The 18540-nt window shown below is 76.1% G+C and carries 15 protein-coding genes; 4 read left to right on the top strand and 11 right to left on the bottom strand.

Annotation, left to right across the window (positions count from 1 at the left end; translation table 11 throughout):
* Positions 1–207: 207 nt before the first annotated feature.
* From recA to ACI79L_RS22305, 6 genes are all read right to left on the bottom strand, one after another.
* A complete protein-coding gene (gene recA / locus ACI79L_RS22330) occupies positions 208–1239 on the bottom strand; it encodes a recombinase RecA (protein WP_456928996.1) in 1032 nt (343 codons plus the stop codon).
* A 190-nt stretch (positions 1240–1429) separates the two neighbouring features.
* Positions 1430–1624, bottom strand: coding sequence for a DUF3046 domain-containing protein (locus tag ACI79L_RS22325; RefSeq protein ID WP_456938897.1), 195 nt, complete (start codon positions 1622–1624; stop codon positions 1430–1432).
* A gap of 10 nt (positions 1625–1634) precedes the next feature.
* Positions 1635–2276: a hypothetical protein gene (locus tag ACI79L_RS22320; protein ID WP_456938896.1), complete on the bottom strand. Its 642-nt coding sequence runs from the start codon at positions 2274–2276 to the stop codon at positions 1635–1637.
* Positions 2273–2734, bottom strand: a complete 462-nt coding sequence (locus tag ACI79L_RS22315; protein WP_456938895.1) for a MarR family winged helix-turn-helix transcriptional regulator — start codon at positions 2732–2734, stop codon at positions 2273–2275. The genes ACI79L_RS22320 and ACI79L_RS22315 overlap by 4 nt, the downstream gene beginning before the upstream one ends.
* 182 nt (positions 2735–2916) lie before the next feature.
* Entirely contained in the window at positions 2917–4167 is a 1251-nt protein-coding gene (locus ACI79L_RS22310; protein ID WP_456938894.1) for an MFS transporter, read from the bottom strand.
* The gene (locus tag ACI79L_RS22305; protein ID WP_456938893.1) at positions 4164–5309 is read right to left on the bottom strand and encodes an acyl-CoA dehydrogenase family protein; all 1146 of its coding nucleotides are present in this window, start codon (positions 5307–5309) and stop codon (positions 4164–4166) included. The genes ACI79L_RS22310 and ACI79L_RS22305 overlap by 4 nt, the downstream gene beginning before the upstream one ends.
* A 104-nt stretch (positions 5310–5413) precedes the next feature.
* Here ACI79L_RS22305 and ACI79L_RS22300 point away from each other — a divergent pair, with 104 nt between their 5' ends.
* Positions 5414–10030, top strand: coding sequence for an ATP-dependent helicase (locus tag ACI79L_RS22300; protein WP_456938892.1), 4617 nt, complete (start codon positions 5414–5416; stop codon positions 10028–10030).
* Between the two features lie 83 nt (positions 10031–10113).
* Positions 10114–10974, top strand: coding sequence for a cold shock domain-containing protein (locus ACI79L_RS22295; RefSeq protein WP_456938891.1), 861 nt, complete (start codon positions 10114–10116; stop codon positions 10972–10974).
* Position 10975: 1 nt separating this feature from the next.
* On the opposite strand, the gene ACI79L_RS22290 is transcribed toward ACI79L_RS22295, so the two are convergent.
* Entirely contained in the window at positions 10976–11866 is an 891-nt protein-coding gene (locus ACI79L_RS22290; RefSeq protein WP_456938890.1) for a DNA-3-methyladenine glycosylase family protein, read from the bottom strand.
* Positions 11867–11910: 44 nt separating this feature from the next.
* Positions 11911–12495, bottom strand: coding sequence for an antibiotic biosynthesis monooxygenase (locus ACI79L_RS22285; RefSeq protein WP_456938889.1), 585 nt, complete (start codon positions 12493–12495; stop codon positions 11911–11913).
* Between the two features lie 98 nt (positions 12496–12593).
* Between ACI79L_RS22285 and ACI79L_RS22280 the strand changes: the two genes are divergently transcribed.
* Positions 12594–13448, top strand: a complete 855-nt coding sequence (locus tag ACI79L_RS22280; RefSeq protein ID WP_456938888.1) for a DNA-formamidopyrimidine glycosylase family protein — start codon at positions 12594–12596, stop codon at positions 13446–13448.
* Between the two features lie 53 nt (positions 13449–13501).
* On the opposite strand, the gene ACI79L_RS22275 is transcribed toward ACI79L_RS22280, so the two are convergent.
* Positions 13502–14332 (bottom strand): PspA/IM30 family protein, encoded by an 831-nt coding sequence (locus ACI79L_RS22275; protein ID WP_456938887.1) that lies wholly within the window; start codon positions 14330–14332, stop codon positions 13502–13504.
* Positions 14333–14526: 194 nt separating this feature from the next.
* Between ACI79L_RS22275 and ACI79L_RS22270 the strand changes: the two genes are divergently transcribed.
* Positions 14527–15537, top strand: a complete 1011-nt coding sequence (locus ACI79L_RS22270; RefSeq protein ID WP_456938886.1) for a PfkB family carbohydrate kinase — start codon at positions 14527–14529, stop codon at positions 15535–15537.
* Between the two features lie 6 nt (positions 15538–15543).
* On the opposite strand, the gene ACI79L_RS22265 is transcribed toward ACI79L_RS22270, so the two are convergent.
* Together ACI79L_RS22265 and ACI79L_RS22260 are read right to left on the bottom strand one after the other, a co-directional pair.
* Positions 15544–17175, bottom strand: a complete 1632-nt coding sequence (locus tag ACI79L_RS22265; protein WP_456938885.1) for a glycoside hydrolase family 13 protein — start codon at positions 17173–17175, stop codon at positions 15544–15546.
* Between the two features lie 20 nt (positions 17176–17195).
* A complete protein-coding gene (locus ACI79L_RS22260) occupies positions 17196–18518 on the bottom strand; it encodes an ABC transporter ATP-binding protein (RefSeq protein ID WP_456938884.1) in 1323 nt (440 codons plus the stop codon).
* Positions 18519–18540: the final 22 nt, after the last annotated feature.

Genomic DNA, 18540 nt, shown 5'->3' with positions numbered 1-18540 from the left:
GAAGACGACGAACTTCGGCATCCCGACCACCTCGTCCCGAGTCGTTGCGCCGCCCGATCGCACCAGCAGCCCGGCGGGGGGCCCGGCGCCCGCGCCCCGGGGCGCCCGGCTGGCGGGGTCCCCGGCCGCGGCGGCCGGCGGGGCGATCGGCCTGCTCGGGCCCGGCCCCCTCGGGGACCGGGCCGGACCAGCCGGTCACGGGGTCGCTCAGAAGTCGACCGGGTCAGCGGCCGGCGCGTCGACCTGCGGGCCGATGCCCAGCTTCTCCTTGACCTTCTTCTCGATCTCGTCGGCGAGGTCGGGGTTGTCGCGGAGGAACGTGCGGACGTTCTCCTTGCCCTGGCCGAGCTGATCGCCCTCGTACGTGTACCAGGCGCCGGACTTGCGGATGAAGCCCTGCTCGACGCCGGCGTCGATGAGGCCGCCCTCGCGGCTGAACCCGACACCCCACAGCAGGTCGAGCTCGGCCTGCTTGAACGGGGCGGCGACCTTGTTCTTGACGACCTTGACGCGGACCCGGCTGCCGACGGCCTCGGTGCCCTGCTTGAGGGTCTCGATCCGGCGGACGTCCAGGCGGACCGACGAGTAGAACTTCAGCGCGCGGCCACCGGTGGTCACCTCGGGCGAGCCGTAGACGATGCCGACCTTCTCGCGCAGCTGGTTGATGAAGATCGCGGTGGTGCCCGAGTTGTTCAGCGCACCGGTGATCTTCCGCAGCGCCTGGCTCATGAGGCGGGCCTGCAGACCGACGTGGCTGTCACCCATCTCGCCCTCGATCTCGGCGCGGGGCACGAGGGCCGCGACGGAGTCGATGACGATGATGTCGAGCGCGCCGGAGCGGATCAGCATGTCGGCGATCTCGAGGGCCTGCTCCCCGGTGTCGGGCTGGCTGACCAGCAGCGCGTCGGTGTCGACGCCGATGGCCCGGGCGTACTCCGGGTCGAGCGCGTGCTCGGCGTCGATGAAGGCCGCGATGCCGCCGGCGGCCTGGGCGTTGGCCACCGCGTGCAGGGCGACCGTGGTCTTGCCGGAGGCCTCCGGGCCGTAGACCTCGATGACGCGGCCGCGGGGCAGGCCGCCGATGCCGAGCGCGATGTCGAGGGCGATCGAGCCGGTCGGGATGACCTTGATCGCCTGCGCGGCGCTGTCGCCCAGGCGCATGACCGAGCCCTTGCCGAACTGCTTGTCGATCTGGGCGAGGGCCATGTCGAGGGCCTTGTCGCGGTCGAGCGTTGCCATGGTGCTCACCTTCGGGAAGTCGCGTGTCGTGGAGTCGATGCGGTGTCGGAGGCGACGCTAGGTCGGGGGTCTGACACTTTCCGGTGACCGTCCGGGCCTGTGGAGGACGACCTCCCTGTGGACGTGCTCACAGTAGGACGAACAGGTGTTCGAGTCGAGGGGACACGCTCGACCCGGCGCCGGCGACGGCTCAGCGGTCCCTCTGCGGCACGTCGTACTCCTCGCAGATCGCCAGCCACACGCGGCGCAGCGGCACCCCGGCCTCGATCGCGTCGACCGCCGAGCGGCCCCCGAGCACGGAGAACACGTGGTCGCGCGCGACGCTCTCCGCCCGCATCGACCCGAACTGGGTCTCCAGCCGGGACCAGAACTCCTGCAGGCGCACGTCCCCGACGCTAGCGCGCGTCCCCGCCGGCCGTGGCGGCAGCGTGGTCGGCGATCCCCGACCGCAACCGCCGGACCAGCGCCGCCGGGTCGTCGGCGGCCAGCCGCAGCTCGCCCACCGGGCGGCCGCCGGTGCGGGCGAGCGGCAGCACCAGCGGCGTGCGCAGCTCGACGTCGACCTGTGTGGAGGCCACGACGGCGACCGACACCGCGCGCCGCTCCCCCTCCTCCGCGACGACGACCGTGCGCGAACCCTCGACGCTGCGCCGCCGCACGCGCGCGGCGGCGATCTCCTCCCACGGCACCCGGACGTCGACGGTCCACCCGCTGCGCACCCGCAGCCCGCCGGCGTCGACGGTGTGCGGGTGCACGCGCTGCCCGGCGAGCATCCCGACCATCCACAGCAGCCCGTAGACGCCGAGGACCGCCACCGCGACCCGCAGCGACTGCCAGGGCAGCAGCCAGTCGACCAGCGGGATCTCGACCGCCGACAGCACGATGAACGTCCACATCACCGGCGCGGCCGCCGAGGCGTACGGGAAGGCGTCGGCGCCGGCCGGCACGTCGGGACGGCGGCGCACCCACCGCCACAGGCTGCGCCAGGTGCCGAGCTCGAAGGCCACCGCGCGGCGCACCAGCTCGCGGGCGGTCACGGGGCCTCCCCCGCGGCCGCGCCGCCCGGGACCAGGGCGCGCAGCCGGTCGAGGACCTCGTCGAGGGCGGACACCAGCCCGTCGAGGCGGTCCGGCGCCAGCCCGCCGAACAGCTGCTCCGCGAGCTGCTCCTGCCCCGCCGCCATCTCCTCGAGCAGCCGCTCGGCACGGGCGGTGGGAGTCACCAGGGTCGCCCGCCGGTCGGTGGGGTGCGACTCGCGGGTGACCAGGCCGGCCTCGGCCAGCCCGTCGACCAGCCCGGTGACGTTGCGGGCACTGACCCCGAGGGCGTCGGCCAGCGCCCGCTGGGTGCTGGGGCCGGCGGAGCGCAGCCGCCACAGCAGAGCCGTGCGGGCGACGGTCAGCCCCTCGGCCGCCAGGGACGTCGCCATGTCCCGCCCGAGCAGGACGGTGAGCTCCAGGACCCGGTCGAGCGCCGCGACCCGCGCGTCCGCCATCGTGAACCTCCTGCACCGTGAAGTTACTTCATGATACAGGTCGAGCCTAGGCTGGGGGCGTGTTCCCCAGCACCGGCTCGGCGACGTGGGACGTCGTCCTCGAGATCGGCATCGCGATCTGCCTGCTGATCACGCTGGTCGTGCTGTGGCGCAACATGCGCGGCCGCTGAGGGGCCGGGCGGTCAGCGCCGCAGCCAGACCAGCGCCAGCGGGACCACCAGCGCCGCGGACACCCCGGCGACCAGGTCGAAGCCGCCCAGCGCCAGCAGCGGGCCGCCGACGGCGCCGGCAACCGCCGCGCCCAGGCCCATGAGCAGGTCCGCGCCACCCTGCGCGGTGGGCCGCACCTCCGCCGGCACCGCCTCGGTGACCAGCGTGGAGCCCGCGATCAGCCCGCACGACCAGCCCAGCCCGAGCAGCAGCAGGCCGGCGCCGAGCCGGCCGGCGGCCTCCGGCGGCGCGGTCCCCGCCAGGCCCGCGGCGGCGAGGAGCAGCGCCCCGCCGAGCGCCACCGTCGCGCGCCGGCCCACCCGGTCGGCGAGCCAGCCGACGAGCGGGCTGAACAGGTACATGCCGGCCACGTGCACGCTGATGACCACGCCGACCAGCCGCAGCGTCGTCGCGTCGTCGTGCCCGCCGGCGTGCCCCATGTGCACCGGCGTCATGACCATGACGCCGACCATCACCGCGTGCGAGACCACGACGGCGACCAGGCCGAGCCGGCCGCCGGGGGCGGCCCACACCGCGGCCAGCGCGCCCCGGGTGGCCCGCCGCGGGCGGACGGGCGCCGGCCCCTCGCCGTCGGCGATCCGGCGGGCCAGCAGCAGCGGGTCCGGGCGCAGGGCGAGCCACAGCCCGGCGGTGACGACGGCGAACACCGCGGCGGACACGGCGAAGCCGCCGCCGAGCGCGGGCAGGCCGAGCGCGCGCCCGAGGTCGGCGCCGGGCGCAGCGAGGTTGGGGCCGAGGACGGAGCCGACCGTCGTCGCCCACACGACCAGCGACAGCGCGCGGCCGCGCCGCTCGGGGAGGGCGAGGTCGGCCGCGGCGTAACGCGCCTGCAGGCTGCAGGCGGTCGCCGCGCCGAAGGCGAACAGCCCGGCGAGCAGCAGCGGGAGCGAGGACAGCGCCGCGGCGACGACGGTGAGCGCGGCGCCGCCGACGGCGACGGCGTACCCGGCGGCCAGCCCCGCCCGCCGCCCGGCCCGGTCCGACACCCGGGCGAGCGGGACGGCGAGCAGCGCGGCGCCGAACACGCCCATCGTCTGGCCGAGCCCCGCGGCGGCGTCGCTGCCCGACACCTCCCGCGCGAGCAGCCCGCCGACGGTGATCCCGACGGTGACGCCGAGGCCGCCCAGGGCGACCGCGCCGGAGAGCACGGCGACGGTGCGCCGCTGCACCCGGCCGACGTCGGCGGCCGCCTGCGTCGTCACAGGCCCAGCGACCGGCCGATGATCTCGCGCATGATCTCGTTGGTGCCGCCGTAGATCGACTGCACGCGGGCGTCGCGCCAGGCCTTGGACACCGGGTACTCGTCCATGTAGCCGTAGCCGCCGTGCAGCTGCAGGCAGCGGTCGGCGACCTTGTTCTGCAGCTCGCTGGTCCAGTACTTGGCCATCGCCGCGTCGACGGCGGTCAGCTCGCCGGTGCCCAGCTGCCGCACGCACTCGTCGACGAACGTCCGCGCGACCGTCGTCTCGGTGTGCAGCTCGGCGAGGACGAACCGGCTGTTCTGGAAGCTGCCGACCGGCCGGCCGAAGGCGGTCCGGCTGGTCACGTACTCGAGGGTCCGGGCGAGCACCGTCTCGCAGGCGGCCACCGCGCCGACGGCGATCGACAGCCGCTCCTGCGGCAGGTTCTCCATGAGGTGGGCGAAGCCGCGGTTCTCCGTGCCGAGCAGGTTCTCCGCCGGCACCCGCACCTCGTCGAAGAACAGCTCGGCGGTGTCCTGCGCCTTGAGGCCGACCTTGTCGAGGTTGCGGCCGCGGGTGAACCCGGGCATGTCCCGTTCGACGACGAGCAGGCTGGTGCCCCTCGCGCCGGGGGCGTCGGGGTCGGTGCGCGCCACCACGATCACCAGGTCGGCGTTGATGCCGTTGGTGATGAAGGTCTTGGCGCCGCTGAGCACCCAGGAGTCGCCGTCGCGGCGGGCGGCGGTGCGGATCGACTGCAGGTCGCTGCCGGTGCCCGGCTCGGTCATCGCGATGGCGGTGATCAGCTCGCCGCGGCAGAAGCCGGGCAGCCAGCGCTGCGCCTGCTCCTCGGTGCACAGGTCGCGCAGGTAGGGCGAGACGACGTCGTTGTGCAGGCCGAAGCCCAGGCCGCTGGCGCCGACCCGGGTGACCTCCTCGTCGAGGACGGCGTTGTAGCGGAAGTCCCGGACCCCGCCGCCGCCGAACTGCTCGTCGATGTCCATCCCGAGCAGGCCCTGCTCGCCGCCGGCGAGCCACACCTCGCGCGGGACGATCCCCTCCCGCTCCCACCGGTCGTGGAACGGCGCGACGTTCTTCTCGAGGAACGTGCGGACCGTCTGCCGGAAGTCCTCGTGCTCGGCCTCGTAGAGCGAGTGGCGCATGGCGGGGAGTGTGCCGCACGCCACCCCCGGTCCGGGCGCGCGCCGCCCGCTCCGGGCGTCGGCGCAGGCCAGCGGACTGTCGTACCCGCGGGGACACTGGACACGTGCCCGCTCTCGACCGGTTCTCCGCGCCCACCCGGGCCTGGTTCACCGGCGCCTTCGCCGAGCCCACGGCGGCCCAGGACGGCGCCTGGGACGCCATCAGCAGCGGCGAGCACGCGCTCGTCGTCGCCCCGACCGGGTCGGGGAAGACGCTGGCGGCCTTCCTCTGGTCGCTGGACCGGCTGACCAGCACGGCGCCGGCCGACGAGAGCCGCCGCTGCCGCGTCCTCTACGTCTCGCCGCTCAAGGCGCTGGCGGTCGACGTCGAGCGCAACCTGCGCGCCCCGCTGGCCGGCATCGGGCAGGCGGCCCTGCGGCTGGGCCTGCCGCGCCCGGAGATCACCGTCGGCATCCGCTCCGGCGACACCCCGGCCGACGAGCGGCGGGCGTTCACCCGGCGGCCCACCGACATCCTCATCACCACGCCCGAGTCGCTGTTCCTCATGCTCACCAGCTCCGCGCGGGAGGCGCTGCGCGGGGTGGAGACGGTGATCGTCGACGAGGTGCACGCCGTCGCCGACAGCAAGCGCGGCGCGCACATGGCCGTCTCCCTCGACCGGCTCGACGAGCTGCTGGACCGCCCCGCGCAGCGGATCGGCCTGTCGGCCACGGTGCGCCCCATCGAGGAGGTCGCCACCTTCCTCGCCGGCGGCCGGCCGGTGCGGGTGGTGCAGCCGCCGGCGGGCAAGGAGTGGGACCTGTCGGTCATCGTCCCGGTCGAGGACATGAGCCAGCTGGGCCAGCCCACCGGCGAGCTGGAGGGGTCGGCGGCCGGGGACCAGCCGCGGACGTCGATCTGGCCGGCGGTGGAGGAGCGGGTGCTGGACCTGGTCGAGGCCCACCGCAGCACGATCGTGTTCGCCAACTCCCGGCGGCTGGCCGAGCGGCTGACCAGCCGGCTCAACGAGATGGCCTACGAGCGGGCCACCGGCGAGGCGGTGCCGCCCGGCACCAACGCCGCGGCGCTCATGGCGCAGGCCGGCTCCGGCGGCGGCGTCCCCGAGGGCGTGCAGCCGGTCGCCGCCGCCCACCACGGCTCGGTGTCCCGGGAGCAGCGCGCGGTCGTCGAGGAGGCGCTGAAGTCCGGGCGGCTGCCGGCGGTGGTCGCGACGTCGTCGCTCGAGCTCGGCATCGACATGGGCGCGGTGGACCTCGTCGTCCAGGTCGAGGCGCCGCCCACCGTGGCCGCGGGCCTGCAGCGGGTCGGCCGCGCCGGGCACCAGGTCGGCGCGGTCAGCCGCGGCGTGCTGTTCCCCAAGTACCGCGGCGACCTCGTGCAGTGCGCGCTGGTCGCCGAGCGGATGAAGGCCGGCGCGATCGAGTCGATCCGCTACCTGCGCAACCCGCTCGACGTGCTCGCCCAGCAGATCGTGGCGATCGTGTCCGAGGGCCCGCGCACGGTGGAGGAGGTCGGCGCGCTGCTGCGCCGGTCGGCGCCGTTCTCCGGCCTGCCCGACTCCGCGCTGCACGCCGTCCTCGACATGCTGGCCGGCCGCTACCCCTCCGACGCGTTCGCCGAGCTGCGGCCGCGGCTGACCTGGGACCGGGTCACCGACACCCTGACCGCCCGCAGCGGCGCCCAGCGGCTGGCGGTCACCAGCGGCGGCACCATCCCCGACCGCGGGCTGTTCGGCGTCTTCCTCGTCGGCGGCGAGGGGGCCGGCGGGCGCCGGGTCGGCGAGCTCGACGAGGAGATGGTCTACGAGTCGCGCGTCGGCGACGTCTTCCTGCTCGGCTCGTCGTCGTGGCGGATCGAGGAGATCACCCACGACCGGGTGCTCGTGTCCCCCGCCCCCGGTCAGCCCGGGAAGATGCCGTTCTGGCACGGCGACGCCCCCGGCCGGCCGCTGGAGCTGGGCCGCGCGCTCGGCGCGTTCCTCCGCGAGGTCGGCTCGGCGACGCCGGAGAAGGGCCGCGAGCGGGCGCAGGCGGCCGGCCTGGACGACTGGGGCGCGGCCAACCTGCTCGCCTACCTCGCCGAGCAGAAGGCGGCCACCGGCCACCTCCCCGACGACCGCACGCTGCTGGTCGAGCGGTTCCGCGACGAGCTCGGCGACTGGCGGCTGGTCGTCCACTCCCCCTTCGGCGCGCAGGTCAACGCCCCGTGGGCGCTGGTCCTCGCCGCCCGGCTGCGCGAGCGCTACGGCGTCGACGTCGCTTCCATGCACTCCGACGACGGCATCGTGCTGCGGCTGCCCGACACCACCGGTGAGCCGCCCGAGGCCGACCTGGCCGTCCTCGACCCCGACGACGTCGAGCGCGAGGTGACCGCCGAGGTCGGCAGCTCCGCGCTGTTCGCCAGCCGCTTCCGCGAGTGTGCCGCCCGCGCGCTGCTGCTGCCCCGCCGCGACCCCCGCCGCCGCACCCCGCTGTGGCAGCAGCGCCAGCGCGCGGCCCAGCTGCTCTCCGTGGCCAGCGACTTCTCCTCGTTCCCCATCACGCTCGAGGCCGCCCGCGAGGTGCTGCAGGACGTCTACGACGTGCCCGGCCTGGTGGAGCTGATGCGCGACGTCCGCTCGCGGCGGGTGCGGGTGGTCGACGTCCAGACGCAGGCCGCGAGCCCGTTCGCGCAGTCGCTGCTGTTCGGCTACGTCGGGCAGTTCCTCTACGAGGGCGACGCCCCGCTGGCCGAGCGCCGCGCGCAGGCGCTGGCGCTGGACACCGGCCTGCTCGCCGAGCTGCTCGGCCGCTCCGAGCTGCGCGAGCTGCTCGACGCCGAGGCGCTGGCCGAGGTGGAGCGCGAACTGCAGCGGCTGCCGGCCGAGCGCCACCCCCGCGACGTCGACGGCGCCTCCGACCTGCTGCGCGGCCTGGGCGACCTCACCCCCGCCGAGGCGGCGCTGCGCGGCGTCCCGGCGGAGTGGCTGGACGAGCTGGTGGCCTCCCGGCGGGCGATCGTCGTGCGGATCGCCGGTGAGGAGCGGCACGTCGCCATCGAGGACGCCGGCCGGCTGCGCGACGCGCTGGGCACCGCGCTGCCCGTGGGCGTGCCCGAGGCGTTCACCGAGCCGGTCGCCGACCCGCTGGGCGACATCGTCGGCCGCTACGCCCGCACGCACGGCCCGTTCCAGCCGGCCGAGGTCGCCACGCGGCTCGGGCTCGGCGTCGCCGTCGTCACCGCCACGCTGCAGCGGCTGGTCGGCACCGGCCGGCTGGTCACCGGAGAGTTCCGGCCCGGCGGCACCGGCCAGGAGTGGTGCGACGCCGAGGTGCTGCGCTCGGTGCGCCGCCGCAGCCTGGCCCGGCTGCGCCAGGAGGTCGAGCCGGTGCCGATCGGCACGCTCGCCCGGTTCACGCCGGCCTGGCAGTCGGTGGGCAGCCGGATGCGCGGCGTCGACGGCGTCCTGGCGGTGGTCGAGCAGCTGGCCGGCGCGCTGGTGCCGGCGAGCGCGCTGGAGACGCTGGTGCTCCCGACCCGGGTGCGCGACTACTCCCCCGCGATGCTCGACGAGCTGACCAGCGCCGGCGAGGTGCTGTGGGCCGGCGCCGGCGGGCTGCCCGGCGGCGACGGCTGGGTGAGCCTGGTGCCCGCCGACCTCGCGCCGCTGCTGCTGCCCGATCCCCTCGAGCTGCCGGAGGAGGGCGGCGTCGGCTTCGCCGTCCTCGAGCAGCTGTCGGCCGGGCAGGCGGTGTTCTTCCGCGGGCTGTCCGACCTGGTCGGCTCCACCGACGACACCGCGCTCGCCGACGTCGTGTGGGACCTGGTGTGGGCCGGGCTGCTCACCAACGACACCCTCGCCCCGCTGCGCACCCGGCTGGCCGGCGGCGGCACGCACAAGCGGGCACCGGCGCCGCCGCGCGCCCGCGTGGACCGCACCCGCTACGGCCGCCCCCGGCTGGGCCGCCCGGCGATGCCCAGCCGCACCGGCCCGCCCACGGTGGCCGGCCGCTGGTCGCGGCTGCCCGACCGCGAGGCCAACCCCACCCGGCGCACCACCGCCCGCGCCGAGGCGCTGCTCGAACGGCACGGCGTGCTGACCCGCGGGGCGGTCATGGCCGAGCAGGTGCCCGGCGGGTTCTCCGCGGTCTACCCGGTGCTGCGTGCGTTCGAGGAGAACAACCGGGCGCGGCGCGGCTACTTCGTCGAGACCCTCGGGGCCGCGCAGTTCGGCACGGTCGGCGCGGTCGACCGGCTCCGCGCGTACGCCGTCCCCGACCGCACGCCCGAGGGCGCGGTGGTGCTGGCGGCCACCGACCCGGCCAACGTCTACGGCGCCGCCCTGCCCTGGCCCGACCGCACCGGCCCCTCCGACGGCGAGGCCGACGGGTCGTCGGCGGCGCAGGTTGCCGTCGACGTCGGCGAGGGCACCGGCGGCGGGAAGCGGGCCACCGGGCACCGCGCCGGGCGCAAGGCCGGGGCGCTGGTGGTCCTCGTCGACGGCGAGCTGGTGCTCTACGTCGAGCGCGGCGGGAAGACACTGCTGTCGTGGACCGAGGACGAGCAGACGCTCAAGGAGGCGGCCACCGCGCTGTCGGGCGCCGTCGCCGCCGGGGCGCTGGGCCGGATGGTGGTGCAGAAGGCCGACGGCGCCTCGGTGCACCAGGACACCCCGCTGTCGTCGGCGCTGCAGGCGGCCGGGTTCGCGGCCACCCCGCGCGGGCTGCGCCTGCGGGGGTGAGCCTCCGCGGCTGACGGGAGCCGGTCCGCGCCGGACGCGTACCGTGGACCGTCGCAGTACGTGAGGGATCGAGGGATACAGACATGGCAGCCGGCACGGTCCGCTGGTTCGACGCGGACAAGGGCTTCGGGTTCATCGAGCCCCAGGACGGCGGGGACGACGTCTTCGTCCACTTCTCGGCCATCGAGGACACCGGTGGCTTCCGGACCCTCGACGAGGGTCAACCCGTCGAGTACGACGCCACCGAGGGGCCGCGCGGCCCGCAGGCCGAGCGGGTGCGCCCGACCGGCGGCGCCCCGCGCGGCGGCCGCCGCGACGACCGCGGCGGGCGCGACGACCGCGGCGGGCGCGACGACCGGGGGCGGGACGACCGCGGCCGGGACGACCGGGGGCGGGGCCGGGCGCCGCGCGGCATCGTCGTCCAGGGCACCGTCACGCGCTTCGACGCCGACCGCGGCTTCGGGTTCATCGTCCCCGAGGACGTCTTCGTGCACGTCTCCGCGGTGACCCGCGGCGGCGACCTCGAGGAGGGCGACCGGGTCGAGTTCGAGCTGGTCGAGGGCAACCGCGGGCTGCAGGCCGACTCCGTGCGGCTGCTCCCGTCGACCCCGCGCCGCGGCGGCTACGACCGCCCCGCGCCCCGGGACCGCCGCGACGACCGCGGTGGCCGGGACGACCGCGGTGGCCGGGACCAGCGGCCGGCCCGCGCCCCGCGCGGCGGGGACGCCGGCGGCGACGCCGAGGGCACGGTGCAGTGGTTCAACGCCGAGAAGGGCTTCGGCTTCATCACCCCCGACGACGGCGGCGACGACGTCTTCGTGCACTACTCCGAGATCGAGGACGACGGCGGCTACCGCGAGCTCGAGGAGGGCCAGCGGGTCGCGTTCACCCGCACCTCCGGCGCCCGCGGCACCAGCGCCAGCGGCGTCCGCCCGCTCGGCTGAGTCACCCGGCGCGGGCCGTCCGCTCCTGGGCGTCGGTGGTGCCACGGGCGGCCCGCAGCAGCACCGACGCCCAGGAGCGGAAGGGCCGCCACCGCTCGGCGATCCGCGCCAGCTCCGCTGGTGACGGATCGGCCAGGCCGTAGCGCCGCGCCATCTCCTCGTGCAGCCGCGCCTCGGCGGCCGGGAAGACGTCCGGCGCCCCGGCGCCGCGGACCACGACGAGCTCGGCCGAGAACGGCCCGATGCCGGGCAGCTCCCGCACCTCGGCGAGCGCCTGCTCTGCCGGCAGCGCACGCAGCCGCCCGCCGTCGAGCCGCCCGTCGAGCGCGGCCCCGGCCAGCCCCCGCAGCCGCTCGCGCTTGACCGCCGGCACCGGTAGCTCGTCGGCCACGGCCGCCAGCCGCGCCGGGGTGGGGAACGCCGGCACCGGGACGCCGTCGACGCGGTGCACGGTCCCCCACCGCTCGGCGATCCGCGCCTTGACCCCGGCCGCCGCGGCGATGCTCGTGCGCTGGGACAGCACCGCCCAGCACGCGGCCTCGTACGGCGACCAGAAGGAGACCGGCCGGAAGCCGGGACGGGCCGCGGCCACCGGGGCGAGCACCGGGTCGGCCGCGGTCACCGCGGCGAAGGCCGACCCGTCGACGTCGAGGCCGAGGACGCGCGCGACCTGCTCGCCCAGCCGCGGCGGGTCCGCGTCGGCGCGGACGTGCACCGCACCGCCGGCGTCCTGGGACACGGCGACGCCCACGGCGGTGTCCGAGCCCTCCACCCAGCAGGCCAGCCGCAGGACGCCGTCGGGGGCGCCAGGATGGCGGGCGGGTGCGAAGCCCTCGAGGAAGCGGGCGCTCTGCACCAGGGCGAAGGGGCCGCGCCCCGGGATCTCGATCACGGCCCCGGTCTACGCCAGGGGTGCGACGGTCCCACGCGCGGTCCTCAGCGGCGGCCGCGCAGCCAGGGAGCCAGCCAGCGCGACAGCCGCGGCATGACCACCTGGCCGAGCAGCACGACGACGACGGTCGCCGACAGCAGCAGCCGCGCCGGCAGCGGCCAGGACGCGATGTGCGGGGCCACGAGCAGCTGGAAGGCCAGCGTGATGGCGAAGACGACGGCGATGGTCAGCACGGTCAGCCGCCAGCGCGGGCCCGGGCGCGGCGGGGTGAGCGCGGTGAAGAAGCTGTCCAGCCCGGCGACGCGGGCGTAGTCGGCGCCGTCGGCGAGGTGCTCGACCCGCTCGAGCGCCCGCTGGCGCTGCGCCGAGCGCTCCCAGCGGGCCAGCGACTCGCCGTCGGTGAAGCGGTAGACCAGGTGGTAGCGGGTGGAGCCGGGCCCCGGCCGCAGCAGGCTGGTGCCCAGGTTGCCCGGGAAGGCCGCCGCCAGGCCGAGGACGTCGGCGGCCCAGCGCTCGAACGCCTCGCGCTGCGCCGGCCGCACGTCGCGGGCCACGGTCACGGTGACCGGCTCGCCGGCGGCGGTCAGGTGGGCGGGCGTGGTGCTGGCGGAGGCGGGACGTCGCTGCACGGGTGCTGCAGCGTCCGCGCCGGGCGCGCCCTTCCCGCCGCCGGGGTGACGTCCCTCGCTCCCGAGCAGCGCGGATGCGCGCAGGGGACACTGGGGAGGTGCCCGAGGGAGACACCGTCTGGCTGGCCGCCAAGCGCATGAACACCGCGCTGGCCGGCCAGACGCTGCGCCGCGGCGAGCTGCGCGTGCCGCAGCTGGCCGCCACCGACCTCACGGGCCGCACGGTCCGCGAGGTGGTCCCCCGCGGCAAGCACATGCTCACCCGGTTCACCGACGGCTGGACGCTGCGCACCCACTACCGGATGGACGGCAGCTGGCACATCTACCGCAAGGGCGCGCGGTGGCGCGGCGGGCCGGCGTTCTCCATCCGCGCGGTCCTCGCCACCGACCAGTGGGACTGCGTCGGCTACCGGCTGCACGACGTCACGATGGTCCGCACCACCGACGAGGACCAGGTCGTCGGCCACCTCGGCCCCGACGTCCTCGGGCCGGACTGGGACCTCGACGAGGCGCTGCGCCGGCTGCGGTCGCACCCCGACGAGCAGATCGGCGTCGCGATCCTCGACCAGCGCAACCTGTGCGGGCCGGGGAACCTCTACAAGGTCGAGGGGCTGTTCGTCTGCGGGGTGCACCCGTGGATGCGGGTGGCCGACGTCGAGGACCTGCCCGGGCTGGTCGATCGCACGCGCACCCTGATGCTGGCCAACCGGGACCGCCCCGAGCAGAGCACCACCGGCGACCTGCGCCGCGGCCGCGACCACTGGGTGTACGGCCGCAAGGACAAGCTCTGCTACCGCTGCGGCACCCCGATCCTGCGCGGCGACCAGGGCCCGGACCTGCAGGAGCGGATCACCTACTGGTGTCCGACCTGCCAGGCCACCGACGCGCCCGTCGACCCGGCGGCCCGCACCGGCGAGCCCGGCCGCCCGCCGCCGCTGGCCAACGCCCACTAGGGACGCCGCGGGCCCGGTCACCGTCAGGTGACCGGGCCCGCGTGCGTCGTCGCTCAGGCGTTCTCGGGACGCTGGGCGGTCTGCTCGGTCTTCTCGAACGACGGCGACGCCGTGCCCGGGCCGATCGCCCCCGCCGCACCGGTGCCGCCCTCGACGGCGGGCTGCCCGCCCATCGCCGCGCGGATCTGCTCCAGCCGGGAGGCGCCGGCGACGTCGAGGGTCGCCTTCTGCACCTCGAGCATGCGGCCCTCGACGGAGGTCTGCGCGAGCTCGGCCTGGCCGAGCGCGTTGGCGTAGCGGGCCTCGATCTTGTCGCGGACCTCGGCCAGGCTCGGGGTGTTGCCCGGCGCGGACAGCTCGTTGACCTGGCGCATCGAGGCGGCCACGTGCTCCTGCATCTTGGCCTGCTCGAGCTGGCTCATGAGCTTGGTGCGCTCGGCCAGCGTCGTCTGCAGCCGCATCCGGCTCTGCTCGACGGCGCCGCGCGCCTGCTCGGCGGCCTGCAGCGCCTCGTCGTGGCTGCGCTTGAGGTCCTCCATCGCCTGCTCGGCGGCGACCAGCTGGGTGGCGAACGCCTGCGCGGCCTGCTCGTACTCGCCGGCCTTGGGCGCGTCCCCCCGGCCGCGGGCCTGGTCGGCCAGCACCAGCGCCTGGCGGGCCGAGGCCTGCAGCTTCTCCACCTCGCCGAGCTGCCGGTTCAGCCGCATCTCCAGCTGCCGCTGGTTGCCGAGGACGGCGGCGGCCTGGTTGGCCAGCGCCTGGTGCCGCTGCTGCTCGGCCTCGATCGCCTGCTGGATCTGGATCTTCGGGTCCGCCCGCTGGTCGATCTGCGCGTTGGCCGACGCGGTCAGGTACCGCCAGAGCTTGACGATCGGGTTGGGCATGTTGGGCTCCTCCTGCTCCGGCGCGGTCCCGCGCCGCCTCCTGGCTCCCGCACCGCCGCGGTGCCACGGCGGTTCTCCCCGTCATCGTCCCAGCAGGAACGGTGTCCCGGCCAACAGGGACGTCCCCGGTCCGGCCGGCGTCCCCCGTCCGGGGATCCCCGGAGAACCGGGCCGCGCCGGGCTAGGGTCGGCCGATGGACAGCGCCGTCCCCACCCTCACCGTCCTCGGCGAGCTCGTCGTCGACCTGCTGCCGGTCCCCGACGCCGACGCCGGTCCCGAGGGCACCGCGCCGCAGTACGTGGCGCGGCCCGGCGGCAACGCCCTCAACGTCGCCGTCGCCGCCGGGCGGCTGGGCGCCCCGGTGGCGCTGCTGGCCCGCCTGGGCACCGGCCCGCTGGCCCCGGCGCTGCGGCGGCACGCGGAGCTGTCCGGCGTCGACACCCGCGGCATGGTGGCCGCGACCGAGCCGGTGAGCCTCGCCGTCGTCGGGCTGGGCCCGGACGGGTCCGCCGACTACGGCTTCCACGTGCAGGGCGCCGCCGACTGGCAGTGGACCGACGAGGAGCTGGCCGCCGTCGTCCCCGAGACGACGGCGCTGCTGCACGTCGGCTCCATCTCCAGCTGGACCCCGCCGGGGTGCGACGCGATCGCCCGGCTGGCCGAGCGGCTGGCCGGCCGCGCGCTGGTCAGCGTCGACCCCAACCTGCGCCCGATGCTGGCCGGCGGCCCGGTCGGCGCCACGCTGGGCAACGACCCCGGCGCCGTCCGGGCCCGGCTCGACCGGCTGGTCGCCGTCGCCGACCTGGTGAAGGTCAGCGCCGAGGACCTCGGCTGGCTGGAGCCCGACGCCGCCGGCGACCTCGACGCCACCGCGCAGCGCTGGGCCGGCCGCGGGCCGGCGCTGGTGCTGCTCACCGACGGCGGGGCGCCGCTGCGGATCGCCCGCCCGGGCCGGCCGCTGCTGCACCGCGAGCCGCCGCGAGTGACCGTCGCCGACACCGTCGGCGCCGGCGACACCCTCGCCGCCGGGTTCTTCGCCGGCCTGCTCGCCGCCGGGGTCACCTCCCGCGCGGCGCTGGAGGCGCTGTCCGACGACGACCTGCTGCGCCTGGTCGACGACGCCGCGCTGGCCGCCGCGCTCACCTGCACGCGGGTCGGCGCCGACCCGCCCACCGCCGCCGAGCTGGCCGCCGCCCGCGGCTGACGCTGCCTAGGCCGGCGCCAGCCAGGCGGCGGTGTCCGGCGGCAGGTCGTCGCCGGCCGCGGCGCTGGTGAGCAGCACCCGCCCCAGCCCGGACAGCGGGACCGGCTCCGGGGACAGGTTGACCACGCAGCGCAGCGCCGTCCCGCGGTCGAAGGCCAGCACGCCGGCGCCGAGGTCCAGCCAGGTCAGCGGCTCCTCGGCCAGGAGCTCGCGACGCAGCCGCAGGGCCGCCCGGTACAGGGACAGTGTCGACGCCGGGTCGCCCCGCTGCGCCTCGACGGTGAGGTCCCGCCACGACGCCGGTTGGGGCAGCCACGGGGCGACGCCGTCGGGCGCGAACCCGAACGGCGGGCGCTCCCCCGACCACGGCAGCGGCACGCGGCAGCCGTCCCGGCCCCGCGCGGTGTGCCCGGACCGCTCCCAGGTGGGGTCCTGCAGCGCGTCGGCGGGCAGGTCCTCGACCTCGGGCAGGCCGAGCTCCTCCCCCTGGTACAGGTACGCCCCGCCGGGCAGGGCGAGCGTCAGCAGCGCCGCGGCGCGCGCCCGCCGCAGACCGAGGGCGAGGTCGGCGGGCCCGGCCGCGTCGAAGCCCATGACGGCGGCGCCGCTGTGCGCCCGGCCGAAGCGGGTGACGTGCCGGGTCTCGTCGTGGCTGGACAGCACCCAGGTGGCCGGCGCGCCGACGGGTGCGAGCGCCGCGAGGGTGCCGTCGACCACCGCACGCAGGGCCGCGGCGTCCCACGGCGCCCTGAGGTAGTCGAAGTTGAAGGTGGTGTGCAGCTCGTCCGGGCGCACGTACCGCGCCAGCCGCTCGGGCCCGCGGACGACGGCCTCGGAGACGAACAGCCGGTCGCCGTCGTAGGTGTCGCCGATGCGCCGCCAGCGGCGGAAGACCTCGTGCACCGCGTCGACGTCCCAGTGCGGGTTGTCCACCCACTCGCTGCTGGCGAACACCGCGCCCGGGCCGTGCCCGGCGTCGGGCAGGCCGGGCACCTTGGCCATCGCCGGCGCGGCGTCGACCCGGATCCCGTCGACGCCGCGGTCGAGCCAGAACCGCACGATCCCGTCGAACTCCTCCTGCACCTCCCGCGAGGTCCAGTCCAGGTCGGGCTGCTCGGGGGCGAACAGGTGCAGGTACCACTGCCCGGGCCGGCCGTCGGGCTCGCGCACCCGCGTCCAGGCCGGCCCGCCGAACGCGCTGATCCAGTCGTTGGGCGGCTCGGTGCCGCCCGCGCGGCCGTCCCGGAAGAAGTAGCGCGCCCGCTCCGGCGCCCCGGGACCGCCGGCGAGGGCGGCCCGGAACCACGGGTGCTCGGCCGAGGTGTGGTTGGCGACGAGGTCGACGACGACGCGCAGCCCGAGCGCGCGCGCCTCGGCGAGCAGCGCGTCGACGTCGGCCAGGGTGCCGAACCGCGGGTCGACGTCGCGGTGGTCGGCGACGTCGTAGCCGCCGTCGGCCATCGGCGACGGGTACCAGGGGGTGACCCACAGGGCGTCGACGCCGAGGTCGGCCAGGTACGGCAGCCGGCCGCGCAGGCCGGGGACGTCGCCCAGCCCGTCCCCGGTCCCGTCCGCGAAGCTGGGCAGGTAGACCTCGTAGACCACCGCCGTCCGCCACCACGGGCGGCGGTGGTCCACGGGGAGGGTCCGGTCCTCCCTCAGGCGCTCGCCCGGTGGGCCCCGGACGACCCGGAGGACCCCGACGGCCCGGTGCTCCCGGAGATGACGCTGGAGCCGACGGTCTGCCCGCTCGCCTGCGCGTCCTGCACCTGCCCGACCCGGTCCTCCTCGGCCAGCTGGGTGAGCCGGGCGCCGGCCTCCGCGTCGCGGGTGAGGTTCTCACCCGTCTGCGGGTCGAAGACGTGGATCTTCCGGCTGTCGAGCCAGAACTCCGCGTCCCGGCCCTCGCGGATGCGGCTGGTCGCGTCGATCGACACGATCGCCTGGGTGCGCAGCTCCTCGGAGTCGAGCTCGCGGGAGAGGTCACGCAGCTGGGCGGTGATCGCCTCCGGCGCCTCGTAGGGGATGTAGGCGTACTGCGAGTCGCCCAGCCACTCGGTCACGTCGACGCGGGCGCGGAAGACCGACCCGTGCGGCCGCTTGGCCTCGTCGACGAGCGAGGCGTCCTCGAAGTACTCCGGCCGGATGCCGACCAGCAGCAGGTCGCGGCCCCGCACGGCGGCGACGCGCTTCTCGTCGAGCTCCACCTGCCCGAACGGCGTCTGCAGGGCGTTGCCCTCCAGCGTCGCCGGCAGGAAGTTCATCGGCGGCGAGCCGATGAACCCGGCGACGAACAGGTTGACCGGCTGCTCGTAGAGCTCCCGTGGCGAGGCGACCTGCTGGATCCTCCCCTTGCGCAGGACGCAGACCCGGTCCCCGAGGGTCATCGCCTCGGTCTGGTCGTGGGTGACGTAGACGGTCGTGATGCCCAGCCGGCGCTGCAGCCGGCTGATCTCGGTGCGCATCTGGCCGCGCAGCTTGGCGTCGAGGTTGGACAGCGGCTCGTCGAAGAGGAACGCCTCGGCCTGGCGCACGATGGCCCGGCCCATCGCGACGCGCTGCCGCTGACCACCGGAGAGGTTCGCCGGCTTGCGCTCGAGGTGCTCCTTGAGCTCGAGCACGTCGGCGGCCTCGTTCACCCGGCGCCGGACCTCGTCGTCGGGCGTCTTCGACAGCCGCAGCGGGAAGGCGATGTTCTCGAACACCGTCATGTGCGGGTACAGCGCGTAGTTCTGGAAGACCATCGACAGGTTGCGCTCGCGCGGCGCCAGCTCGTTGACGCGCTTGCCGCCGATGAGCATGTCGCCGCTGGTGATGTCCTCGAGCCCGACGATCATCCGCAGCAGCGTCGACTTCCCGCAGCCGGACGGGCCGACGAGGATCATGAACTCGCCGTCGGCGATGTCCAGGCTGACGTCGTTCACAGCCGGGTAGCCGTCCCCGTACTGCTTGACGATGTTCTTCATCTCGATGGAGGCCATCAGATCTCGTCCCCTCGATGGG

This window comes from Geodermatophilus sp. SYSU D00684, from assembly GCF_054050455.1.
This window is presented reverse-complemented; position numbering and strand designations above follow the sequence as displayed.